The organism is Paramaledivibacter caminithermalis DSM 15212, assembly GCF_900142245.1.
GTDB classification, from domain to species: Bacteria; Bacillota; Clostridia; order Peptostreptococcales; family Caminicellaceae; genus Paramaledivibacter; species Paramaledivibacter caminithermalis.
In genome coordinates this window covers 1-24,382 of the sequence record NZ_FRAG01000008.1, presented here as the reverse complement: position 1 = coordinate 24,382, position 24,382 = coordinate 1, and the positions used below count along the sequence as shown (strand labels likewise).

The 24,382-nt window shown below is 30.1% G+C and carries 27 protein-coding genes and 2 pseudogenes; 5 read left to right on the top strand and 24 right to left on the bottom strand.

What is annotated here, in order from left to right:
• Positions 1-13 precede the first annotated feature (13 nt).
• The 12 genes from arsB to BUB36_RS04615 all read right to left on the bottom strand — a co-directional run bounded on the left by arsB (position 14) and on the right by BUB36_RS04615 (position 7,355).
• Complete coding sequence (gene arsB / locus BUB36_RS04670; protein WP_073147529.1) at positions 14-1,075, bottom strand: ACR3 family arsenite efflux transporter; 1,062 nt, start codon at positions 1,073-1,075, stop codon at positions 14-16.
• A 12-nt stretch (positions 1,076-1,087) separates the two neighbouring features.
• Entirely contained in the window at positions 1,088-1,273 is a 186-nt protein-coding gene (locus tag BUB36_RS04665) for a hypothetical protein (protein WP_073147528.1), read from the bottom strand.
• 133 nt (positions 1,274-1,406) lie between these two features.
• On the bottom strand, positions 1,407-1,724 hold the full coding sequence (locus BUB36_RS04660; RefSeq protein ID WP_073147527.1) for an ArsR/SmtB family transcription factor: 318 nt from the start codon (positions 1,722-1,724) through the stop codon (positions 1,407-1,409).
• Positions 1,725-2,030: 306 nt separating this feature from the next.
• On the bottom strand, positions 2,031-3,212 hold the full coding sequence (locus BUB36_RS04655) for an MFS transporter (protein ID WP_073147526.1): 1,182 nt from the start codon (positions 3,210-3,212) through the stop codon (positions 2,031-2,033).
• 130 nt (positions 3,213-3,342) lie between these two features.
• Positions 3,343-3,576 (bottom strand): thioredoxin family protein, encoded by a 234-nt coding sequence (locus BUB36_RS04650; RefSeq protein ID WP_073147525.1) that lies wholly within the window; start codon positions 3,574-3,576, stop codon positions 3,343-3,345.
• A gap of 29 nt (positions 3,577-3,605) precedes the next feature.
• Positions 3,606-3,842 carry an ATP-binding protein gene (locus BUB36_RS04645; RefSeq protein ID WP_073147524.1) on the bottom strand — a complete coding sequence of 79 codons (237 nt, stop codon included), beginning with the start codon at positions 3,840-3,842 and terminating at the stop codon, positions 3,606-3,608.
• Positions 3,843-3,868: 26 nt separating this feature from the next.
• Positions 3,869-4,525: a cytochrome c biogenesis CcdA family protein gene (locus BUB36_RS04640; RefSeq protein ID WP_073147522.1), complete on the bottom strand. Its 657-nt coding sequence runs from the start codon at positions 4,523-4,525 to the stop codon at positions 3,869-3,871.
• Entirely contained in the window at positions 4,525-4,992 is a 468-nt protein-coding gene (locus BUB36_RS04635; RefSeq protein ID WP_073147520.1) for a hypothetical protein, read from the bottom strand. Before BUB36_RS04635 ends, BUB36_RS04640 begins: the two co-directional genes overlap by 1 nt.
• 21 nt (positions 4,993-5,013) lie before the next feature.
• Positions 5,014-5,544, bottom strand: a complete 531-nt coding sequence (locus BUB36_RS04630) for a permease (protein ID WP_073147518.1) — start codon at positions 5,542-5,544, stop codon at positions 5,014-5,016.
• Positions 5,541-6,026, bottom strand: a complete 486-nt coding sequence (locus BUB36_RS04625; RefSeq protein WP_073147516.1) for a permease — start codon at positions 6,024-6,026, stop codon at positions 5,541-5,543. Before BUB36_RS04625 ends, BUB36_RS04630 begins: the two co-directional genes overlap by 4 nt.
• A 20-nt stretch (positions 6,027-6,046) precedes the next feature.
• Positions 6,047-7,042 carry a permease gene (locus BUB36_RS04620; protein WP_073147514.1) on the bottom strand — a complete coding sequence of 332 codons (996 nt, stop codon included), beginning with the start codon at positions 7,040-7,042 and terminating at the stop codon, positions 6,047-6,049.
• Position 7,043: 1 nt separating this feature from the next.
• The gene (locus tag BUB36_RS04615; protein WP_073147512.1) at positions 7,044-7,355 is read right to left on the bottom strand and encodes an ArsR/SmtB family transcription factor; all 312 of its coding nucleotides are present in this window, start codon (positions 7,353-7,355) and stop codon (positions 7,044-7,046) included.
• A 209-nt stretch (positions 7,356-7,564) separates the two neighbouring features.
• On the opposite strand from BUB36_RS04615, the gene BUB36_RS04610 reads away from it, so the two are divergent.
• Positions 7,565-8,734: a permease gene (locus BUB36_RS04610; protein WP_073147510.1), complete on the top strand. Its 1,170-nt coding sequence runs from the start codon at positions 7,565-7,567 to the stop codon at positions 8,732-8,734.
• 237 nt (positions 8,735-8,971) lie between these two features.
• Here BUB36_RS04610 and BUB36_RS04605 read toward each other — a convergent pair whose 3' ends face one another.
• Positions 8,972-9,463, bottom strand: a complete 492-nt coding sequence (locus BUB36_RS04605) for a Csac_0668 family 2Fe-2S cluster-binding (seleno)protein (protein WP_408633770.1) — start codon at positions 9,461-9,463, stop codon at positions 8,972-8,974.
• A gap of 420 nt (positions 9,464-9,883) precedes the next feature.
• Between BUB36_RS04605 and BUB36_RS04600 the strand changes: the two genes are divergently transcribed.
• Positions 9,884-10,462, top strand: coding sequence for a DUF6391 domain-containing protein (locus BUB36_RS04600; RefSeq protein WP_207550756.1), 579 nt, complete (start codon positions 9,884-9,886; stop codon positions 10,460-10,462).
• A 102-nt stretch (positions 10,463-10,564) separates the two neighbouring features.
• On the opposite strand, the gene larE is transcribed toward BUB36_RS04600, so the two are convergent.
• The 9 genes and pseudogenes from larE to BUB36_RS04555 form a co-directional block, all read right to left on the bottom strand.
• Complete coding sequence (larE, locus tag BUB36_RS04595) at positions 10,565-11,371, bottom strand: ATP-dependent sacrificial sulfur transferase LarE (protein ID WP_073147504.1); 807 nt, start codon at positions 11,369-11,371, stop codon at positions 10,565-10,567.
• Positions 11,361-12,566, bottom strand: a complete 1,206-nt coding sequence (gene larC, locus BUB36_RS04590) for a nickel pincer cofactor biosynthesis protein LarC (protein ID WP_330390409.1) — start codon at positions 12,564-12,566, stop codon at positions 11,361-11,363. The genes larE and larC overlap by 11 nt, the downstream gene beginning before the upstream one ends.
• Positions 12,567-12,757: 191 nt before the next feature.
• Entirely contained in the window at positions 12,758-13,213 is a 456-nt protein-coding gene (locus BUB36_RS04585) for a pyridoxamine 5'-phosphate oxidase family protein (protein ID WP_073147502.1), read from the bottom strand.
• Between the two features lie 2 nt (positions 13,214-13,215).
• Positions 13,216-13,773 (bottom strand): TetR/AcrR family transcriptional regulator, encoded by a 558-nt coding sequence (locus BUB36_RS04580; protein ID WP_073147500.1) that lies wholly within the window; start codon positions 13,771-13,773, stop codon positions 13,216-13,218.
• Positions 13,774-13,887: 114 nt separating this feature from the next.
• Positions 13,888-14,376, bottom strand: a complete 489-nt coding sequence (locus BUB36_RS04575; RefSeq protein WP_073147498.1) for a C-GCAxxG-C-C family protein — start codon at positions 14,374-14,376, stop codon at positions 13,888-13,890.
• Between the two features lie 311 nt (positions 14,377-14,687).
• Entirely contained in the window at positions 14,688-15,635 is a 948-nt protein-coding gene (locus BUB36_RS04570; protein WP_073147496.1) for a calcium/sodium antiporter, read from the bottom strand.
• 580 nt (positions 15,636-16,215) lie between these two features.
• Positions 16,216-16,698, bottom strand: a pseudogene (locus BUB36_RS04565) (IS256 family transposase); the annotation flags it as partial.
• A 121-nt stretch (positions 16,699-16,819) separates the two neighbouring features.
• Positions 16,820-18,208, bottom strand: coding sequence for a sensor histidine kinase (locus tag BUB36_RS04560; RefSeq protein ID WP_073147494.1), 1,389 nt, complete (start codon positions 18,206-18,208; stop codon positions 16,820-16,822).
• Between the two features lie 4 nt (positions 18,209-18,212).
• Complete coding sequence (locus BUB36_RS04555; RefSeq protein WP_073147492.1) at positions 18,213-18,923, bottom strand: response regulator transcription factor; 711 nt, start codon at positions 18,921-18,923, stop codon at positions 18,213-18,215.
• 173 nt (positions 18,924-19,096) lie between these two features.
• Between BUB36_RS04555 and BUB36_RS04550 the strand changes: the two genes are divergently transcribed.
• The 3 genes from BUB36_RS04550 to BUB36_RS04540 are packed head-to-tail and all read left to right on the top strand — an operon-like array spanning position 19,097 to position 21,496.
• Positions 19,097-20,008 carry an ABC transporter ATP-binding protein gene (locus BUB36_RS04550; RefSeq protein ID WP_073147490.1) on the top strand — a complete coding sequence of 304 codons (912 nt, stop codon included), beginning with the start codon at positions 19,097-19,099 and terminating at the stop codon, positions 20,006-20,008.
• Positions 20,005-20,757 carry an ABC transporter permease gene (locus BUB36_RS04545; protein ID WP_073147488.1) on the top strand — a complete coding sequence of 251 codons (753 nt, stop codon included), beginning with the start codon at positions 20,005-20,007 and terminating at the stop codon, positions 20,755-20,757. Before BUB36_RS04550 ends, BUB36_RS04545 begins: the two co-directional genes overlap by 4 nt.
• A 13-nt stretch (positions 20,758-20,770) precedes the next feature.
• Positions 20,771-21,496: an ABC transporter permease gene (locus tag BUB36_RS04540; protein ID WP_073147486.1), complete on the top strand. Its 726-nt coding sequence runs from the start codon at positions 20,771-20,773 to the stop codon at positions 21,494-21,496.
• A 900-nt stretch (positions 21,497-22,396) separates the two neighbouring features.
• Here the strand turns inward: BUB36_RS04540 and BUB36_RS04535 are convergent.
• Both BUB36_RS04535 and BUB36_RS20115 read right to left on the bottom strand, forming a co-directional pair.
• Positions 22,397-24,037, bottom strand: coding sequence for a S8 family peptidase (locus BUB36_RS04535; RefSeq protein ID WP_242655721.1), 1,641 nt, complete (start codon positions 24,035-24,037; stop codon positions 22,397-22,399).
• Positions 24,038-24,115: 78 nt separating this feature from the next.
• A pseudogene (locus BUB36_RS20115) lies at positions 24,116-24,382 on the bottom strand (IS66 family transposase); the annotation flags it as partial.

Below are 24,382 nucleotides of genomic sequence, written 5' to 3'. Positions count from 1 at the left end.
CATTTTGAATTGTCTATTTTGCAGCTTTAAACCAATGCTTTGTATTATTTGCAATCTTTACAAGTGTAAGCATTAATGGTACTTCCACCAACACACCAACTACTGTAGCAAGGGCTGCTCCAGACTGAAGTCCAAATAATGATATTGCTACTGCAACAGCAAGTTCGAAAAAGTTACTTGCCCCTATCATTGAGGCTGGTGCTGCAATATTATGTGGAAGCTTCCAAACCTTAGCCCAACCATAGGCAATAATAAATATAAAGAAGGTTTGTATAATAAGTGGTACTGCAATCAATCCAATATGAAGTGGATTGTTAATTATAACTTCTCCCTGGAATGAGAAAATTATTACAAGTGTTAGTAAAAGCCCAATAATTGTTATATTGTCAAACTTTTTAATAAATACATTTTCAAAATAATCTAAACCCTTGTTTTTTATTATATATTTTCTTGATAGATATCCACCTGCAAGGGGTATTACAACAAATAGTACAACAGATAAAAATAGAGTATCATATGGAACTACTACATCAGAAACTCCAAGTAAAAATGCAACTATTGGTGTAAAGGCAAATAATAGGATAAGATCATTTACAGCAACCTGAACTAAAGTATAAGCTGGATCTCCATCGGTTAAATGACTCCACACAAAAACCATAGCTGTACAAGGCGCAGCTCCTAAAAGTACCGCTCCTGCTAAGTAATCTGTTGCTAAATCTGCAGGAATAAGTGCTTTAAAAACTATTTTCAAGAAAAATGCAGCTATTAAATACATAGTAAATGGTTTTATAAGCCAGTTTGTAACACATGTTACCGTTAATCCTTTTGGTTTTTTCGTAGCTTCAACAATACTTGAAAAATCAATTTTAAGCATCATAGGATAAATCATTAGCCATATAAGAATAGCAACGGGTATTGAAACCTGTGCATACTCAAATTTACTTAAAGTTTTTGGAAATGCAGGTACTAACTGACCTATTACAACTCCTGCCACAATACATAATGCTACCCAAATTGTAAGGTATCTTCCAAAAAAATCTAAGCCTCCACCTTGCTGTTTGTTTTTCTTTGACATGTAAATCCTCCCTTATTTTCTTATCTTTCCACCTTCAAGAGTTAATTTTTCCCAAACAAAAAGTTTAGATAGTGATATCCTTAATCGTTCTTCTTCTAAGTCAATATTTTTTACAACATACAAAATAATTCCTTTTGTCTTTATAATTCGATAATCTTCCAGATTACCTTCAGGACTTCCTAGATGTACAACAGGCACATCTACATTTCCTGTATGACATCAACCCTGCTTAGTATATCTTACAGTAGCATGCATTCCATTTTTAGCAATATACTTTATTGCTTCATAGTCAATATATACTCCCATCAATTACCTCCTTTTTGTTTAATTTCTAATCTTTACCACATTTTGTTTTTACAACTTTTTCACAAATACAATTTTCTTTATATGATGACAAGTGGTTAATAAAATCACATAAATCATTAAAGATTTCTTTATTTAATGAATATATAGTCCATTTACCATTTTTTTTTAAATTTACTAGTCCTGCATTCTGAAGTATTTTCATATGATGTGAAATAGTTGGCTGCGTAAGCTCTAATCCATCCATAATGTCACATGCACATAGTTCGCCACAAGATAGCATATCAATAATAAGTAATCTATTTTTATCAGATAATGCCTTAAATATTTTAACTTTTTTTTCCATCAAATCACTCCTAATCCTCTCAATATATAGACATATTTATATGTGTCTATATATAGAATAAGATTTTATTACTCTTTTGTCAATACATTTTTTATTAATAAATATCAGATCATACTTTCTTCTAATAATTAAGAAAGCCAATACTTGTAATTTTCTATTTCTTAAATCAAGTATTGGCTTATAAATATTATAATATGCACTAATCATATTCTATTTATTACTATTCATATTTTATAGAAAAATTTGAATAGTAGTTGCTTATCTATATTCTTAATAAGACAAGCTAGAATTTATACTTCAGTTATGCTAAGCTATTTGCTTTTTTCCCTTAGAATTTTGCTCTAAATTTACAAAGGTATTAGCTACTAAGCCAACTGTAAATAATACAATAGCAGCAATAAAATAAATTTTGTTTATTCCAAAGTTATTTAATATCTTTCCATTTATAAAAGTCCCTATTCCTCCACCTACAAACATATTAAAAGACGCAAGGGACATTGCTGTTCCTCTAAGCTTTGGCATCACTTCTTGTGCTTTCATAACTAATGTAGATTGTAAGAATACAAAAGATAAACCAAAACCAAATAGAGCTACTGATATTAACAATGAAATATTTGAATATGATAAAAGTAATAATGAGATGCCCCCTAGTATACCCGTAAACAATAAGAATTTACTACCAAGAGATTTTCTTACAATACCAGCCTTTCTTCCTCCAACTACAGTCCCAATTCCAAATAAACTTAAGATAAGACCAACTATTAAAATATTATATCCAGTTACACTTTGAACGAACTTTCCTGAATAAGTAAAGCTTCCAAATATACTAAAACCCATCAAAAATATTATAGATACAATCTTTAATAACTCTGTGTTTGATAAAGCTTCTTTGTACACTTTTGTAAAGTTAAGCTTATCAATTTTACCTCCACTTTTCTCAAGGACTTTAAACATTGTTAAAGCGAGGATAAGCTCTGCCAATCCATATATAAAATATACAAGCCTCCATGATCCAAAGTAAGCAAGAGCTCCACCTATAGCTGTAGCTGACGCTCCACCTAAGAACATCATTCCCATCACTTTTCCAATTGTATTTTGTCTTTCTGATGCTTGAACACTTTCACCAACCAATGCCATTGTTACTGGAAATATACCTGCTCCAAATGCTCCATTAATTGCACGAACTGCTATAAGATACGGTAGATTAGTAGCAAAAGCACCTAACATACTAAATATCGCTGTACCAAAGGCTGCAATATTTATAACCTTTGTTTTACCAAATCTATCACCTAATGGTCCAAACATTATAGTGAACAGTCCAAAAGATAACATATATGCTGTAACCGATAATGCAGCTCTGCCAATTTCTATATTTAAATCCTTTGCAATATCTATTAAAAGTGGGGCTACTGCATAGTTATCTCCATTAGCCCAAAACGCCATAAATCCTAGTATGAATACCATCTTTTGAAGCTTTTTTGAATTCATTTCTATCTCCTCCTAGTCTCCGTTTCCCCTATACTTATGGGTGGTATTCAAAATTCATTTTTATAGTAGTGCTAAGCAAATTACTTAACACTACTATGATTAAAACAAGAAAGCTACTATATAATCGTTGTTACTTATTAAGATGTTTTTTTATCTCATCAGCTTTAGCAACTCTTCCCATAATAACTACCTTTTCATCTACTACCAGTGCTGGTGTCTTCATTACACCATACTTCATTATTTCTTTAAAATCTTCTACTTTTTCGATAGTTGCATCAATACCTAATTCATTTACTGCTTCCCTAGCATTTTCCTCAAGTTTTTTACAGTTTGCACATCCTGATCCTAAAACTTTGATTATCATTTAAATTCCTCCCTATAATTTATTATTAATTAGCAATTACAATTGCAACCACATGAGCTTGTTTGCCCTGTATCTCCAACATACTCAATTGCAGCAGCTGGACATAGTTTTTGACATCCTCTACAACCATAAATACAGTTATCTGGCTGAACAACAACAGGTCTATCTCCATCCTTCTCATATACCCCGTGGGAACACTTATTAAAACATGCACCACATTCAGTACATATTTCATAGTTAATAACAGGATACCAATTTTTAGCCATAATAATTCCTCCCTTTCAAAAATATTTTAAGCCTTCCAAATGAAGTATAAGGCTAATATTATCATTACTATTCCACTAATCTTTTCTATCACACCTTGATATTTACCTATCCCCTTTATCCTATTTAAAAATCCTGTAAAGGTACCGACTAAAAGTAATGGAAGACTTCTTCCAATTGCATATATAAACATAAGCATCATTCCATTAGATACACTTCCCTTTGAAGCTGAGTAAGCAAGAACTGAAGCAGTAATAGGCATTGTACATGGTGAAGCAGCTATTCCAAAGGGAATTCCAAGTAAGAAGGCTCCTATTATGCCGCTGCCTTTTTTTGTTATTTGTAGATTCTTTGGTCTTATATCAATATTAATTACTTGTAAAATCCATAATCCCATTAAAATCAATACACTAGCAATAAAATAATTAAGTATTTTAGTCTGCATTAAAACATTTCCTATTATCCCTGCAAATAGACCTAATATGGTGAGCATAAGTACAATTCCAGATACAAATGCAAGCGATAAAACAAATCCTTTTTTCTTAGAATAACTTTGACTACCACTTACATAAGCAGATATAAACACTACAGTGGGCAAAGTACAGGGGCTTAAGCCACCAATTAATCCTGTACTAAATATAATGAATAAAGTTGTTATTAGATTGTTACTAGAAGTAAAATCCATTATTTCACCAACCCATCCATAATATCTTTTACTTCTTTCTCTATAAATGGTCCCTCAATTACTTTAATGACCTTACCTTCATAATTTCTTATTACGATTGTTGGAAGTTTTTTTACACTGTTTTCATTTGCAATTTTCATTAAAATTTCTTGGTCATCTTTAGATAATATTCCAGTATTGATATATAAGCTTTCAAAGCTATCTTTATACTTACTTATCAACTTATTAGCCATACTATTGTAGTTATCAAAAAATTTTTTAGTGCTTTCACAACAATCTCCTTCATAAGTAAATATTATTATAGATGGTTTATTTATCTTTTTAATCTTTTCATATTCTTGCTCAATAGAAAATGAACCTTCGTTTGTAGATTCTATATTAGATTTTGCAAATAGTTCCTTAGCTAAAATTACTCCTACTACAGCCAAAATAACTAAAATTAAAATTCCAAATTTTTTCTTACTCACCCAATCACCCCAATAAAATTATTAATTTGATTCTGCTTTTCTATATAGCTCTATTGCCTCCTCCTCTGATGTTACCAAATCCAATATATATGCAATCAGCATAATGCCTATTACATTAACCAAAAGCCTAGTAGTGGCAAACTTCATACCTAATGATGTCATTTCAAATAGAAACATAGGAATTTTAGTTGTTGACCATGCACCAATAAATATAAATATATTACTAAGTTTGACTCCTTTTTTCATGAATATTGCTGCTATTGGAAATGCCCCATAGAGTGGTCCAGCTGCTGCGGACCCTAGTATAAAAGCAAGTATAACTCCTTTTATTCCTGAACCTTCTCCCATATATTTCATCATAATCTCCCTTGGAACCCAAACATCCAACAATCCTAAAAGTACAAATACTGGTGGAATAATGAGTATCATTTCTTTCATGCTAAACCCTACATTTTGGATTGCTTTAACTCCTAAATTACCACTATTCAGATTTAATATAATCATGACTATTATAGTTATTATAAAAAATTTATATCTTTTTATATGTCTCATATCCCACCAACTACCTTTCCTATAACAAAAGCCACTAAAAATGAAAATACAAAAGCTAGTGCATTTCTTAAAATTGTAAGCTTTCTACCAAAAAATTTAATCTCAACTGGCATTGTTACTATTCCAACCATCATCAGGGCAGATACAAATGCACCTATTTGCATATAACCTGCCCCCTTTTCTAAGAGCATAGCAGCAGTAGGAAATGCTACAAATCCTGGAATTAGCGTGATCGCTCCCACTGTAGCTGATATGATTATTCCATACCAACCTGATTTTTCACCTATCAAACTTAATATTATCTCAGGATTCATTATTGCCAGTAAAATACCTACTAACATAATAATACCTAAAAACTGAGGAAGAATATTCTCAAATGCCTTCCATGATTTTTTGAGGGCTTTTTTTGTTTTCTTTTTATCTTTTATAAAAGATAAAAAGAGTAAAATAATTGTAATCCCATATAATAAGAGGTTATTCATTTCATTTTCCCCACATTTCCTTAAACTAATAAGTGAGCTATTCCATTAAACAAGTATCCAACTACAATAATCCCAATTCCTGTAATAATTACAAAGGCTGTTATAAGTTTAGGCTTTATAACCTTTCTTAAAAGTATCATCTCTGGGAGAGATAATGCAGTAGTCGCCATCATAAAGGATAGGGCAGTTCCTATTCCTACACCTTTATTGATTAATGCTTCAGCTATTGGTATCGTACCTAATGCATTTGAATAAAGGGGTATTCCAACTAAAACTCCTACAAGTACTGCAAAGGGATTGTTTGGTCCTGCATACTTTGCTAATATGGGAGCTGGAGCCCATCCATGTATAACTGCTCCTATTCCTATGCCAATTGCTAAGAATAACCATATTCGCTTTACTATATCCTTAACATTATCTATTGCAAATCTAACTCTATCACGACTGCTCAATTCATCAATTGCTACTTCCCCCATTTGTATTTGATAAACATATTCTTCTACTTCTTTTTCTAGATTTAAGCTTCCTATTATTAATCCTCCTACTACTCCTACTACAACACCTGTTATTACATAAACCACTGCTATCTTCCATCCAAAGGAAGCAAGAAGAATAGCAAAGGCTGCTTCATTTACAATAGGTGAAGTTATTAAAAATGAAAAGGTTAATCCAAGAGGAACACCTGCTTCAACAAAACCAATAAATATAGGAACAGACGAACATGAGCAAAAAGGCGTAACTATTCCTAAAAGTGATGCCATAATATTTCCTGTTATTCCACTAAACTTACTTAATATCTTCTTAGTTCTTTCTGGCGGAAAATAACTTCTTATATATGAAATTGTAAAAATCATAATTCCAAGTAAAATAATTATTTTAATTGTGTCGTAAATAAAAAAGTGTATACTTGAACCTAATCTTGTAGTCATTGAAATTCCAAATACATTTTCTACTAGCTTTTCTACTAATTTGTCCAGCCACTTAAACTGAAATAATCCATTTATCCATTTAAGCATCTTATTTTCCTCCTATTTCTTCTGTAATTTTTTTAATTTCTTTAAAAACTATATTCTCTATAATATCTAAAACTTTAATTATATCTGCATTTTTAATATAATAATTAATTCTTGTTCCATCCCTTTCTTTAATGAGTATACCTGCATCACTTAAAATCTTTAAATGTTGTGATAAATTTGATTGACTGAATTCTATATCTTCATTAAGCTCACATACACATAATGTTTTATTAGCTAACTTTTTTACTATTTTTAATCTTATTGGATGTGCAAGTGCCTTAAGAATCTTTACTTCCATTTTGGCAAGTTCCATAATCTCGACCTCCTTTGTAATATTTTTCTTATTAATATATTATAATATTCTAATATACTAATTTATTTTTAGCTTACCCTTATTTTTTCTATTTGTCAATATAAAAATAAAAATTATTATAAAAATCCAATTAAATTGTTAATATGTATGAACATAACGAATATTATATTAGTATATTATAATATATTAATATAAAGGGGGTTTTTTATATGAGTGAGAGAAAAAAATTTATTATTATTGTTTTGACTTTTATTGCCGCTTTTTTTATGCCCATTACCAATCCAAATTTTAAAAATGCAATATTCGAAGCATTTGCTATGCTTCATGAGTATGCAAGAGAACACGTTCTTTTATGCTTAGTACCTGCATTTTTCATTGCGGGAGCTGTTTCTATCTTTGTATCACAAGATTCTGTTATTAAATATTTCGGACCAAAGGCTAAAAAATGGATTTCATATTCTGTAGCTTCGGTCTCAGGTTCTATCTTAGCCGTTTGCTCTTGCACAGTCTTACCTCTATTTTCTGGTATCTATTTCAAAGGAGCTGGTTTAGGGCCTGCTATTACATTCCTATATTCAGGTCCAGCAATAAATGTTTTAGCTATAATTATAACTGCTAGAGTATTAGGACTAGAGATAGGTATAGCTAGAGCTTTAGGTGCTATAGTATTTAGTATCATTATCGGTTATCTAATGCATCTAATTTTTTTAAAGGAAGAAAGAAATAGAACAGACTTAAATGAAGATATGTTTAATTTTGATGTTAAAGAAAGTAGATCTTTGTCAAAGACAATGGTATATTTCTTTTCCATGATAGGTATTTTAGTTTTTGCCAATTGGGCTAAACCACTTGAAAAAAGTGGTACATGGGCTACTATATTTAGCATTAAATGGATTATAGCTGGTATATTTTTAATAATCTTACTGTATAGTATTACACAATGGTTCAATAAATCTGAAAGAAAAGAATGGTATAACGCTACTTGGAAATTTGCACTCCAAATACTACCTTTACTTTTTGGTGGTGTACTAGTTGCAGGAGTCTTATTAGGTAGACCAGGTCATGAAGGAATCGTACCTTCAGTCTGGGTTGAATATCTTGTTGGTGGTAATTCTCTGAGAGCTAATTTCTTTGCTTCGATATCTGGTGCTTTTATGTATTTTGCTACCCTAACTGAGGTTCCTATACTCCAAGGTTTAATTGGAGCAGGTATGGGAAAGGGTCCTGCACTTGCATTGTTACTTGCTGGCCCAGCACTGTCTTTGCCAAATATGTTAGTTATCAACAGTGTTATTGGTCCTAAAAAAACCGTAACCTACGTTTCATTGGTTGTTGTTATGGCTACAATTGCTGGAATGGTTTATGGCATCTTTTTATAATAATTATTTTACTATATTATACAAACATATTTCCAAAGTAGCTATCACTATTGAAAAACACATTTTAATACTTAACAAAGTATAAAAGGGCTTATAATATTTTTTTATATTATAAGTCCTCTTATTTTAGGTCTAAAAAACTCAATTCTTAATTCTAAAATTTTGGCAAAACCAAATGACACTTTAAATAGTGCCTCAAATTATACAAGCAAACTTAAAATACTATATCATCAAATTTCATTTTATATTCATTATTTTATCAATAACTTCTTTAATAAAAGGCCCGCAACATTTACCTAAAGGATTATTAATTTCACAATTTGAATTTTTCATTGCTCCTGTAATTTTTATGATATCTTTAATGCTTCTTGCTCCATCATTAATAACTGCATCAACAATTTGTTCCTCAGTAATCTTACTACAGTAGCATATATATTTAGGATTAGCATTCTTTTTATACCATATAGGAATTTTAATATCATGCTTTGTGAAAATTACATCTTTTTCTAAATTGAAATAAACAACATCACAACCTTCACTTAAACAAATACAATAGGTATCCTCAGTTACCTTATTGACAAGGCTATTAACTACAAAATGCTTAACAGTTATTTCTTTTACTTCTTCACTCTCTCCCTTACACACAGGACAGATAAAATCTTGTTCTACTATACCAGTAGAGTTTTCTTTACTTGCTCAACAAGATATTTTTACATCTCTATTCTCCAATTTTGACACCTCGCAACCTTTTTTATATTATATTTCATTTTGAAATAATTATTAACTATAGAAATACTCTTCCTTATGACTTCGTTAAATATATAGGAATTTAATATATCAGTAGATATTATTCATAATTTGATATTATTTTGTGCTAATCACCTGTTTTTAATGTGTTTTACTGTTTTTTCAATTTTTTTGGTATTTGAATTTAATTTTTAAAAATGTTATAAAAAGATTAAAGGTCAAAGTAAGTCAAAGTAAAAACAGTATTCCAAAATAAAAAAAATGGAGGGATGAGCAGTGCCTTTTTTATTATTCTTGATTTTGTTTTTTTGGTTATTTCCTTTTCTAATAATACCTTTTTTTATTTTCTTAGGAATAGGATTTATATTTTTAATTCCTTATGTAGTTTTCTTTAATTCTTTTATGAACATATTAACGATACCATGGCAAATATTCAAAATAGCTTCCAATAAACAAATAAGAAGAAATCACAGTTTAGAACATGCAACAGTCAATGTATTAGAAGAAAGATACGGTAAAACCCTAAAAATAGGAGGTCTTGCATATTCTAATGGCTTCTCTTTATCAGGTCCTGATCTGCCTTCACCTTATGAAGTTTTAGATGCTGCAAGGGAAGGCATTTATCGTATGACAAAAGGAGAAACATCCCTAGCACTGCATCCAAGATGCGGAACATCTATAGCAACATCTACTTTCCTTTTATCTTTAGGCTTTATTATTGTACTCTCTTTTTCCCAACATTTATCTTTATTAAATATTGCAATTGTTTTTATACTAGCTAATATAATCGCAAAACCTTTAGGTTTAACAGTCCAAAAATTTTTTACAACACATGCAGATATAAGTAATATGAGTATAATAGATATTTATGGTAAACCATCTATTTATAACTTTCCCTTTGAAATAATGATAAATCCTAATCGAACTTATTTTATAAAAACAACTTCAAATAAAAATATGTTGTTTTGGTTTTCATTTTAAAAGACACGAGCATTGAAAGATTTAACGTGTCTTTTTATTTGTCTCATTTTATATTTTTTAATAATTTTTTATAGCTTCTTTATTCATATTGTCCTCCAAAAGCTATGGTTTATTCACTTTATCATTAAAGCTTCCTATGCGATATCCTTCTAAATCCATTGTTATATATTTAAATCCAAGTTCTTTGAACTTTTTTGAAATATCATCTAATACGTTTTCATTAAATAATCTTTTTCTATCTTCTCTATTTACTTCTACTCTTGCTAAATCACTATGTTTCCTTACTCTAATAGCTCTAAATCCTATGTCCATCATATATTTCTCAGCCTTTTCAATCATATTCAAATCTGTTATTTTCAATTCAGTCTCATAGGGTATTCGTGTAAGAAGACATGCATAGGCTGGCTTATCCCACGTCTTTAACCCAAGTTTCTTGGATAGGCTTCTAATTTCCTCTTTTGTTAGCTCAATATCAAGCATCGGACTTTTGATTTCTAATTCATCAAGGGCTACAAGTCCAGGTCTATAATCCTTTGTATCATCAAAATTTGTACCATCTATAACGTGATTATATCCTTGCTTTTGTGCTATATCTTTAATTGTTGAAAAGATGAACTTTTTGCATAAGTAACATCTATTTATGGGATTATTTTTAATCTGATCATTTATGTGAATCTCAATTATTTCATGTTCTACACCAATTTTCTTTGCTAATTCCTTTGCCTCTTCAATCTCCCATTTAGGTATATAGGGTGAATTAATCGTAATAGCCTTTACATTATCCCCTAAAGCTTCTTTACATGCTTGTAGTAAAAATGTACTATCTACTCCTCCAGAAAAAGCTATTAAAACACTTTTTAAATCCTTTAAATAATTTATTAAGTTCATATATTTTACATTATTTATCATCAACAATACTCTCCCCTACTATATAGACTTCTTTATATATTCTATCAATATTTACATCGTTTTTCACTGCTAATTCTTTACATTCTTCATATTCTGGCTTGTATTTGATTATTTTCCCATCATAATAAGCCTTTTTAATCGTAATTTTTCCATATTTTGTATTTATTTTTTCAAAAGTTCTTTTTAGCATAATTTTTTCAACATCAAATTTTCTAATTCCTAAGGATGTAGTTTCTTTAAATATAATATCTATTATATCCTTCTCCTTTTTTTCATCTACTAAAACACTTAGTTTTATAGCTGGTCTACCCTTTTTCATAATAATAGGAGTCTTAAATACATCTAAAGCGCCTTTTTGGAAAAGTTTTTCTTCTATATAGCTATAAAATTCTGGATTCATATCATCTATATTAGTTTCCAATATAAATTGTCTTGTTATTTCTTCTTTCTCTTCTATTCCTAAATAAACTCTTAATACATTTGGAATTTTTAAATCTCTTGTACCTAAGCCATATCCTATTTTTTGCACTCTAAAATCTATTTCATTTTTAAATTCTTTCACATTTGCAGCCAAAATAGCTGCTCCAGTAGGTGTAGTTGTCTCAAATTCTACAATGCCTTTCTTTACTGGAATATCTTTTAATATCTCAATAGTCGCTGGAGTTGGTACCGGTATAATCCCATGGGTACATTTTACAAAACCCCCTCCTAATTGTACACTAGATGCTATAATTTTATCTACATTTAAATAGTTTAGACATATAGCTGCTCCTACTATATCTATGATGGAATCAATAGCTCCAACTTCATGAAAATGCACTTCATATAGGCTTTTTTTATGGACCTTAGCCTCTGCTTTAGCCACTTCCATAAATATATCTAAACTTAATTTCTTGATATTTTTATTTAAATCACTTGAATTTATTATGTCTTCAATATCCTTTAACCCTCTATAATGTTGTTTATAGCTATGCTTATAATCGCTATATTTATTTTTTATAATTACATCCACCTTAGTTCCTGCAATACCCATTTTATTACCTTTTTTAATATTTATTTCAAATTCATCATCTAAATTTAGTTTTGATAACTCTCCTAGTAAATATTCTTGATCTACTCCTAAATCAATTAATGCCCCTAAGTTCATATCCCCACTTATACCACAAAAACAATCATAATAGAGTATTTTCACCATTTATCTCTCCTTAAAGTACTTTAGTTCTATATTATAGTAATTATTTTTATTTTTAAATATCTTTAAAAAAGTTTATTATCCATTTATCCTTTTATTCCCTAAATGCCTGTTGCGAATAATATATCAAAACCGCTAATAAATAATGACAAAGGATATTATATCCTTTGTCATTATTTATACTCTGACACATATTATCTATACAACACATCTTCCATATAACCAAAATGAACTGTATTATCTGTTAAAGTAACTTTCTCAAGTTCAACCTTTATTCCTACAAAATCACTTGGTTCTCCTGGAAGGTCTTTTAAATATGGGAATTTTTGCATCACATATCCGAAAGCTTTTTGTACTTCTTCAGGACTTTCACAGATGTAAGCTTTCGCTGTTGCTTTAATATATCTAAGTTGCTGTAATTCTTCCATAGAATCGCAATCATGGTCTATAACTATAAATACATTGCTATTGTTCTTAATTTCATTTATCTTATCAGTTTCTTTATTAGTTATGAAATATAAAATAGATTCGTCTTCACCTGTAGCATAATCTACTGATCTGCCCTTTGGCATACCATTTTCATCGACAGTACATATACACATGAGTTTGTGATTATTTATAACTTCTCTAATTTTATCTTTTGCATTCATCTTTATACCTCCTGTTGTTTTAATAGAACTTCAAAAATGAAATAATTAAATTCATCAATTGGCTTTAAGCTTTTTTCTAGTTTTGCCTTTAATAAAGCACCTTCAAAGTTCGAAATAATAAAGGATGAAAGTGATTTAGCATCAAATTCCTTCTTCAAATTGCTATTTTTTAATATATTATAAATTTCTTCTTCTAAAAAAGTATTCCATTCCAATAGCTTTAATCTAAAATTTTCATTTTTATCAGCAAGCTCCAATGCCAAATTTCCAATAGGGCATCCTCTTTTGCATCCAAACTCTTTAAATTTTTTAAAATAGCAATTAAAAAAATCCCTCAACCCATCAATATTTTTATCAAACATGCTAAACAACTTTTTAGTTTCCTTTATATAAAAATCTACCACATTAATCCCTAAATCTTCTTTGCTCTTAAAATAATAATAAAAAGAGCCCTTAGGTATTTCCGTTTCATCAAGTATTTGTTTTATCCCTACATTATTATATCCATATTGATGTATCATGTCTGCTGCTTTTAAAATGACCATTTCTTTCTTATTCATTTAAATCACGCTTTCACACCTTTTGTATTAGACCGGTCGTCTATTAAATTTTATTACTTCTTTTAGGTTTTGTCAAATAAATATTTCTTTTTATTTGGACAAATTCTCAATCTCTTATCTATCCTTGTCAGTAAGAAAAGATATTTTTGAAAGTATACCTTGATTTTCCATGAGTATCTCCATAACCATCTGGCAGGTTTCCCCAGTAACTTTAGTGCATCTTTCTATATGCCCCTTGGAGCCAAATTTATAGTCCTTTATAAGTACTCTGCAACATACACTTTTATATTTTTCTTTAAATCTATCATGTAACTGTTTTGAAAGCTTCATTACTTTTTTGTTATTTCCACCTGGTTTACTTCTACCATTCACAAGCCCTATTGCACATTGTCCTCCAGTTACAGCACCACAGCTACAACCACTTCCACCCATACCAACAGGAAACCCCGAAGCCAATCTAACATACTCTTGAGGCATACCACAATCTAAAACTTCATTTACTGCCGATAAAACAGCTTCTGAACATAAATATTTACCCTGACTGTAATATTTTTCTGCTAATTCTCTAGCATCTTTTATTAATTCTGCACTTATTTTCTTCAAAAGAATCCCCTCCAACTGTTCTTGGTTTAATTTTTACGAGCAAATCAATTTTAGAAATATCTATAACAATTTGCATTTTTTATATCTATATAGAACGTACAAAAGATTTTTCAGTTTAAATTTTGTGGGCTTCTATTACATTAATGTTTATTGCGAAAATTTAATTCATTTCATGTAAAATCATTTTTGGGATTCATATATTTACTATTCTGTAACCAAGACATACTCCAAATAAGCTTAGCATTTTAAATATCTTTAAGGTAATCTTGGAAGCAAACTGAAAAACATGAAATTCTTTTTGTGTAGCTAGGTTAATTTCTAATTATGATATACCACATATATATTATATAACTCAAGGTTAAAAATATCCCTTCACTTCTAAATACCACTTTTTTCGTAATAGAGAATATGTAAGTTATTACAGTAACTAATAAAAGACAAATCATATCAAAAAAAATGCCTGAATTAATAGGTATTGGTCTTATTGCAGAAGATATTCCTAAGACAAATAGTATATTAAACATATTAGAGCCTATAACATTTCCCATTGCTATATCACTTTCCTTTTTAATAGCAGCAACAATAGACGTTACAAGCTCTGGTAGAGAAGTTCCAATAGCTACAATAGTCAACCCTACTAAGTTTTCACTCATACCTAACCTGATTGCAATCAAAGAACTCGAATTTACTACCAATTCTGCTCCAATCATTATTCCAATAACACCTAGAATACTAAATAATATGCTCTTACTTAAAGGTTTGTCTTTTATTTCTTCTTTATAATCTTCTTTTCCAAGTATAGCTAACTCTATTAAATAGTATAAAAACACTAAAAACAATGATAACAATATTAAACCATCCGCTTTTGATAAAAAATTATCACTGGTTTCTTGTAATAGTTTGTCAGCAGAAAGTATAAACAAAACAAAGGAAGCTAGAATAGCAAATGGAAATTCTTTTAGTATAGTTCCTTTTTTTACCTTCAATGGATTTATAACTGAAGATACACCTACTACAATTAAAAAATTAAATAGATTAGAACCTACTACATTTCCAATAGCTATTTCATTTACACCCTTTAATGCGGCATTAATACTTACCAATGCCTCTGGTGCACTTGTGCCAAAAGCTACAATAGTTAGACCTATTAGTATTGATGGAACTTTTAATTTTTTTGCTATCGAAGAAGAACCGTCAACAAAAAAATCAGCTCCTTTTATTAAAAATACAAATCCAAGTAACAATGCAATATAATCCATTTGCACCTTCCTTATTAATAAATTTTACAATAATTATATTATTATCACTAGTGTTGCATAAAATTAATTACGAAAAGTCAAGAATAAATCTCTAAGTGATTAAGGTTTTTCTATTTGTGTATATATCATAGGAGCAATACATTTAGAAGCAGTAAATTTCTTAACATATTTATCTATACCCCAAATTTTTAAAATATTTAAACATTTTTTACATGTCCGAGTTTTTATTGTCTAATTAAGTATAATCTATGATTGTGTCAAGGTACTGTAGGAAAAAAATTTTAAAAAATTCTTATGTTCTGATGAAATTAAGCACCACGAACAGACTTGAATAATTAGAGTCTGTATAATGTGTGTCTAAAGGAAAATATTCTCCTAGCTGACAAGATGAATGTATAAGAGATTAGATATGTAATTTATTGAGTTATTTATATTATTGGCAAAATTTTATGATTATACATATGAAATCATACAATTTCGCCAATAATTTTTTTATAATGGGGAAAGTATGCCATAGGTCAGTAAAATTTATTGTTTTTACCTATGGAACATTTCCCTTATTGATTTTTCAATCTGTACCTTAAAGATAAGGATGTATTCTTCCTTCAAAGAATATCATCAGTTGGTTAAGTACGATATCCCATTTACCATGCCTTCTGATCCATTTCTTTGTGATGTTTTGGCTAGCTAAGTAAAGAATCTTCTCTAAGGCTTCCTTCGATGGGAATATTGTCTTTGTCTTTGTTACTTTCCTAAACTGACGATGTAAGCTTTCTATGGGATTTGTGGTGTACATTATACTTCTAATTTCACTTGGAAATTTAAAGAATGGTGATAGTACATCCCAATTCATCTCCCAGCTACTAAAGACAGAGGGATATTTTTGACCCCATTTTTCCTTAAGTTCTTGAAGTTCTTTATATCCTACTTCTTCGCTAGAGGCAGTATATACCCTTTTAAAATCTTTAGCAAACTCTCTAAGATCTTTATAATTAACATATTTGAATGAATTTCTTAATTGATGTATAATACATCTTTGTATTTCTGATTTAGGAAATGTAGCACCAAATTTTAAATGAATTAGGATCAGCAGAGAAATATTTTTTCTTTTTGCCGTTCATCGTATCTGTATAACACCTCTTTAGATTAAACCTTTCATTTATGTTATTTTAGTTTACTATAGTTTAATCTTCGAAATATAATGGAAGTTGTATAATTGCTTTCATTCCTTTTTCTATTTCACTTTCCAGTACGAGCTGACCATGATGTGCTTGACAAATTCGTGCAACCATCGGCAAACCTAACCCATGTCCATTACGAAAAGAATGTTCTTTATTTGAGGAATATGGAAGTTCTGTTAATTTAGAAAGTTTATCACGTGGCACACCCTTTCCATTATCAGATACAATAAAATAACATGTCAGGTTATCTGAGGAAATACATGTTTTTAATAAAATTTTACAACCATTCGGATTATGTATAGTACTATTTTGTACTAAATTATTTATAGCTCTAAGAAGTAATTTTTCATCAGCCTTTACTTTGATATTCTCATCAGAAATATCTAAAGTAATCGTAAATTTTTCATCTAACCCATTATTAAGAAATTCTGAAGCAACCTTCCTTGCAAGCACAGATAGCCGAACAGGTTTTAAGTTTAATGGCTGCATTTCATATTCTAGCATAGATACAAGGTTTAAATCGCTGACAAGAGAGCGAAGTTTTTGAGCTTGTTTTCTAATAATCCCAGCTTGTTGTCTTTGTTCTACAGATATAGCCATATTTTCTTCTAATTCACTAGCATAACCAAGTACTATAGAAAGAGGAGTACGTATATCATGTGAAATACCAGCTATCCAGTTAGAACGTGCTTCATCCCTTGCCTTGAGTGCAGTATTTTTTTCTTGCAGTATATCCGAAGTATGATTAATACTTTCGGCAAGGTCACTAAAAATTCCTTTTACTTCAACATAGGTAGGCTCTTCTTTTGACAGAGCATGTACTCCAGCAATAAGAGGTTTTACAGATTTTATAAGTTTTGTACCTATTAAAATTGATAAAAACAAAGCCAATATAATATTGCTTACAAACAAAGTAACTATTCTCATTGGCAAAGAACTCATCCAACTAATAGGAAAATAAAATTGATATTTAGCATAACTTTTTTTGGGATAACCAACTACAACAAGTCCATCATTATGTTTCCAAACAAAAACTGGATAATCCATTAAATAGTTTCGGGAAAACTTTGCTACATCAATCAGAGTATAAGAAAGTGGAATTTCTTTAGGTAAGTTATAATTCCATTTCACTTTTCCAGTATTATCTATAAGCATTGACCATGCATGATTTTGTGCCAACAGCTTTTTGGCAGGTTTACCCAAAACATAGCTTTTACCTTTATGCTCAAGATTTAACACTACATTTTCAAGTATTTTTTTTGGAGATTGTTTTTCATTCATTCCATTAAATACAAAAGAACCCAGCACAATAAAATTAAATATAAATAGTAAAATACATATTAAAATTGTTACACCTATAAAGCGACGCAAAATATGTACGACGCCATCCATTTTGTTATTCCTCCTTCACTATTAACTTATATCCTAATCCTCTTATAGTAAGAAGATTTTTAGGTTTAGATGGATTTATCTCAATTTTCTCCCGTATCCGTCTAATATGCACCATTAAACTATTTTCATAACCATAATAATCATCACCCCATACTGCTTCACATAAAGCGTCGCTAGTAACAATACGTCCTTTATTTTCATACAATTTCAAAAGAAGACCATGTTCTTTTGCTGTCAACGTTTGTTCTCCTTTATTACTGCGTACTATAGCACTTTCCAAATCTACAATACATCCTTCCAACTTAAAAATTGGTAAACGCTGTTTTATTGTATTAATATAAACTCGTTTGAGTATAGCTGTAAGTCTAAGAATAAGTTCTCGCGGCAAAAAAGGTTTAACAATATAATCATCAGCACCAAGTCCAAGACCTAATAGACGATCTTGAGCCTCTCCTTTTGCTGTTAAGAAAATTACTGGCATTTGAGAGAACTGTCGTATTGATGAAAATAACTCAAAACCATCACCATCAGGAAGCATAACATCAAGAATTGCAATATGTGGCTTATTTAAACGACAAATTGCTAAAGCTTCCTCACAGGTTAAAGCAAGATATATACGAAAAAATCCTTCCTTTCGCAAAAAACTTTCTATCATCTTTCTAATTTCAGGTTCATCATCTACAATAAGTATTTTTTTATTTTTTATATTTTCCATTTATAATCACCCATGCTCTATTATATATAAAAATTGTAAGATTTTCATTAAAATTTCCGCTTTGAATGTAAATTTAAGGTTATCGTAAGGTTTTCTTTAGATCCAAGAAAGGTAAAAATATTATGATGATATTGTGCTAAATTACATAAAAATAGATAGGAGTTGATATCTATATGAACACAATTGTATCAACGTATAATTTGTCTAAATATTTCAATGGAATTTGCAGAGTTAATGAAGTTAATTTAACAGTATATGAAGGAGATATTTACGGATTTCTCGGTCCTAATGGAGCAGGGAAATCTACCACTCTTAAAATGCTGTTAGGACTGATTAAACCTACAAAAGGAAATATGGTAATTTTTAGTAAAAATTTCAATAAGAACCGTCAGCTTATTCTAAGTCAAACGGGTTCACTCATTGAATCACCATCATATTATGAACACTTAACAGGGTTGGAAAATATGCGTATCCTACAACGTCTACGTAATGTATCAAATAAAAAAGTACAGGAAGCTTTACATATTGTTCGATTAGAAAAACAACAGAATAAACTAGTAAAACATTATTCATTAGGTATGAAGCAGCGTCTTGGTATTGCAATGGCTTTAATCAATTTTCCTAAACTTTTAATACTTGATGAACCAACTAATGGACTTGACCCTAATGGTATTAGAGAAATTAGAGAACTTATAAAGTCATTACCACAGCGTTATGGTATCACTGTTTTGATTTCTACTCATCTTCTATCAGAAATTGAACAGATAGCTACTTCTGTAGGCATTATAAACGATGGAAATCTTTTATTTCAGGGGAGTATGGAGCAACTAAAAGCAAAAAACAAAGCCTACATTTCTATAAAAACACAAGATAATAATCTAGCTAAAAAAATATTACTTACAGAAGGATATAAATTTAAGCAAAACAATGATCGTTTAATTTTTGAAGATCTAACTGATTCACATATAGCATATTTAAACAAACTTTTCATAGGACAAAGTATTGATGTTATTCGTATCGAGGAACATAGAAAAAGTCTAGAAGATATCTTTCTTGAGCTTACAGGAAAGGAGCGATCACTTTGATTAAAGCTATATCATTAGAATTTTTTAAACTACGTCGCAAAAAGATATTTTTAATGATTACCTTATTTTTAGGCTGTGAAATATTATGGGCTTTTATGTCTGTTAGTATTTCTTTGTCACGTAATCCCAATAGTCCTGTTTGGGAATCTACGCTTACAACTATAGCTTCTATGAATGGACTGTTTTTACCTATAATATGTGCTATTGTAAGTTCTCGTATTTGCGATATGGAGAATAAAGGTAATACATGGAAACTTTTAATATCTTCAAACCTAAATCGTAAATTTATATATGCAGCCAAATACATATGTTCTGGCACTCTACTATTATATGGAGTTGTTTTACAAGCCTTTGCTATAACAATTTTTACTATTACAAAAAGTTCTACTGTAATAATACCTCTTTCTCTAATAATGCGTTTTATTGGAAGTACTATGTTAGCTTCTATGGTAATACTTGCATTACAGCAATGGATAACACTAGCTGTTAAAAATCAAGCTTTTGCTTTATGTTTTGGAATGATTGGCGGTTTTCTAGGAATAGTGTCTGACTTTTTCCCTGAAACTGTACGGCGAACGGTTATTTGGTCTTACTATACCGGATTATGTCCTGTTAAATATTATTTTACAAATGGATCACTTGAACTTATTCAACAAAATCTAGGGCTAGGTATGTTAACTGCAGTTTTTTTATTGATTATAATTTTTTATATTGCTGGGAGTCATCACTTTTCCCGACAGGAAATTTAAGGAGGAATTTGATATGTTTAAAAAAAGTATTTCGGCTGAATGGTTAAAACTACGTAATTCCCGTATATGGCTTGTGCTTATTACTCTCCCTGTTATAAGTATATTATTGGGCAGTATTAATTACTATTTTAATCAAGGTGTATTGCAAAATGAATGGTACAGCCTTTGGACACAGGTAAGTCTCTTTTATGGAGAATTTTTTCTTCCTATTCTTATTGCTATATGTTGTGCCTATATCTGCAGACTTGAGCATATGAACAAAAACTGGAATATTGTAATGACTTCTCCTGTGCCTATTAGAAGTGTGTTTACTACAAAATTAATTATTATAGCAATTCTAATATTTATAATACAGATATTTTTTTTAATTCTATATTTTATTGTAGGTAAAATATTGGGATTATCTAGTCAAATACCATCGGAAACTATTGGATGGATACTTAGAGGATGGTTTGCGTCTTTAAGCATTAGTGCAATACAACTTAGACTATCTATACAAATTAAAAGCTTTGCTGCTCCTATTGGAATCAGCCTTTGTTGCGTATTTATCGGTTTAGGTATGTATATTATGGAATTTGGGATGTTTTTTCCTTATTCCCTTTTATCAATAGGAATGGGAGTGCTTAGTCAAGAGGGTTTAACGATTGTTGAAAATATTCAATTTTTTGTCATGAATATTCTTTTTACAATACTGTTTTCTTCATTTGCAATTTATAGATTAAAAACAGCTGATATATAACATAGATAGAAAAAAGCATTTTCCATGAGAAAAAATAATATATAATAAATACAATCCAAGCATTAATTCCCATACTGTTTATTCTTATGATTCAATAAAACCTACAATTAAAAGAGCTTTTTCGCCTCTATGATAAATCAATTATATGCAATTAATTACATTGTAGATAGAGTCGCCTCTTATTTTTTTACTATCTGTGAAACAACCTCAACGTGTGTGGAGATTGGGTTTTGAATTTTAAAAAAACACCTCATATGTTTCCATATGAAGTGTATCACCCCAAAATATTATATAAATTTGTGAAGCCTGATCCTCTTATTCTCTTACCCAAGCATGTTCTATGTAAAGTATATGTACATATGCCTAAATATCAAAGTAATAATAATTAGGAAATAGCTCTTAAATCGTTCTGTTAGTATATTAGCTACCATCTTTGCAATTTAAATACCACAACCATCAAACTGTAGAAATCTATATACAACAGTAGCACTACTTGGACTACATTCTCATATATTAGCTTAATATCCACTATAATTATTTATAATATGATGAACTCTGTTTTTAAAAAACACCTTGGCCGGTACGGTATTATCTATGTTCTTTCTATTCAATTTATCTATCCATTTTATATATAGTCCAATACATTCTCATTAACATAGTCAACAATATTATAGAAAAATTTATTAACCTCAGCATCATCTTAGAAATGAATTGAATTTTCTTTGGCTTTTTAAATCTATATTTTCCTGTAGTTACTAGTAAATATCCCAAATATAAATTATTTTCTCCTCTTTTTTTATATTAGCAATATTCTTCTTGAAAAAGCAACCTCACTAAGTAAGTAGATAACTTCATCTACCAATTTAGTGGATTGCTCTATTTCACATAATAAATACAAACTTAGTTATGAATTGTAACTTCTGTATGTAGCTTAATATTATTGTGCCAAAAGTTATATTCATTTAGTTTTTGGTTTACCTGGTCATATACTGGTTTTGTACCTGTAGGATCTTTTATAGTTACAATTAAACAAAACTCTTGGCTTGGATTTGTTCCTTCTATCTGGGATTTAATTTCAATATGATCTCTAAAAAGTCCCTTCAAGCATAAAAACCATTTTTTATCTTTACCTAAATATTTCAGTTTATTAGACTCCGTCATTTCAGATAAGTTCACAGCAAATTTTTTTACAGGATAATATTTATCACCATACTTAATCAGAAGTCTTTCTTTTAACGCAAAATCGTCTTTATTCTTCTGCATTTTCCTTTTACTATAACAACTTTCTAGCAATATGTTCTTAGAGCCATCTCTTCCAACAGGATTAAGAATATTTTGTTTTGTCGTATCTCTATTTTTTTTATCATCGTATGTCCCCATCTTAACATCGATATTTGATTGACAATATTCTGCTCTTTGTGAAGAGTCTAAAATTGGGTTATATGCCAATGTCACAACAACTTGTCCACTATAATAATCTCCATCAATTAGACAGTCAGGCATTGGAAAATCCATAATATCTATGTATTCACCTTTGGAAATCTCATCACGTAATATCAAGGTTACTTCATTAGGTGTATTGTAGAGAATTTCTCTTACTGATTTAGGTTTTCCAAATCCTATTTGATTGACTCTTTCTGCATTTGGAACCTGTAGGTTTTCTGAATAACTAGCAGAATGTACTATTAAAGCTTTCAATAATAACGGATCAAACTCTTCTTCCATCTCTTGATACAACCCTGCAGCTAAAGCTGCAACACGTGGTGTGGAATAACTAGTTCCTACAGATTGATTTAATCTTCCATCTAAACCAAAAGATTTTACACCTGTTGTTATTATTCTTCCATTAGTATCTACCCCAGCATTTCCGCCATAATGAACGACTTCAGGTTTAATAATATATGATGGTCCTCTACCAATACGAGTAAAAGGTGATGGATTATCTACTTCTGCAAGGTCTAATGCTTCTTTCTTATGTGCTATAGACCCAACAACTAATGATCTAACACTATCAGCACCATGATGTATTTTCCCTTTTGGTCTGCCAGTTGCAAAGTTTTTACAGTTACCTGCAGATTTACATATCAATACATCATATTTATCCTGCAAAGCATCTAATGCAATAGCAAAATCTGAAAAACTGAACTCATCTACTGGGTTTGTAATACTAATTGATAAATTCCATATTTTCACTTCTTCATGATGAGCATGAACTGCTTCTTGAATATTTCTAATCAGCTCATCCTCTTCGATGTCTTCTTTGTAAGTGTCTGGAAATACACACGCATCTAATATTCTAACACCTTCTACACCAACCCATTGTTTATCTTCAAGATGATCTCCATAAACAACAACCCCAGCCACAAACGTTCCATGATGCTTCTTCATATATTGTTCAGGATATGCAGTGTATCGTTTATCAATAAGCCAAGGCTTTAAATGTGGAATGTTAGCAATACCATTATCTAAAATTCCTACTGTTGTATACTTTTTTCCTTCCTTAGGTATTGAAATGTTTATTGTAGCTTCATCTTCTTCCATATCTAGGGTAACTGTATATTTTGGCATAGGTTCAATAGAGAAGATAGCTTCGAAAGCTTCACTTGTATTTATTGTTTGTAAAGCATCAAGGTGAGTCGTATTTGTTATATCTATGTTAGGTAATTTTACAAATAAATATTGTAGGTAATGAAATGGACTTAAGTTATTGGCTTTAGCAGTTTCAATTATGCTATATATCACAGCACTTGCTGATGCTCCCTTTGGAGTATTAGCAAAAATCCAATTTTTCCTTCCAATTGTAAAGGGTCTTATAGCCCTTTCAGCTCTATTATTGCTGATTTCAAGTCTACCATCTTCAAGATATGTTGTTAGTTTAGACCATTG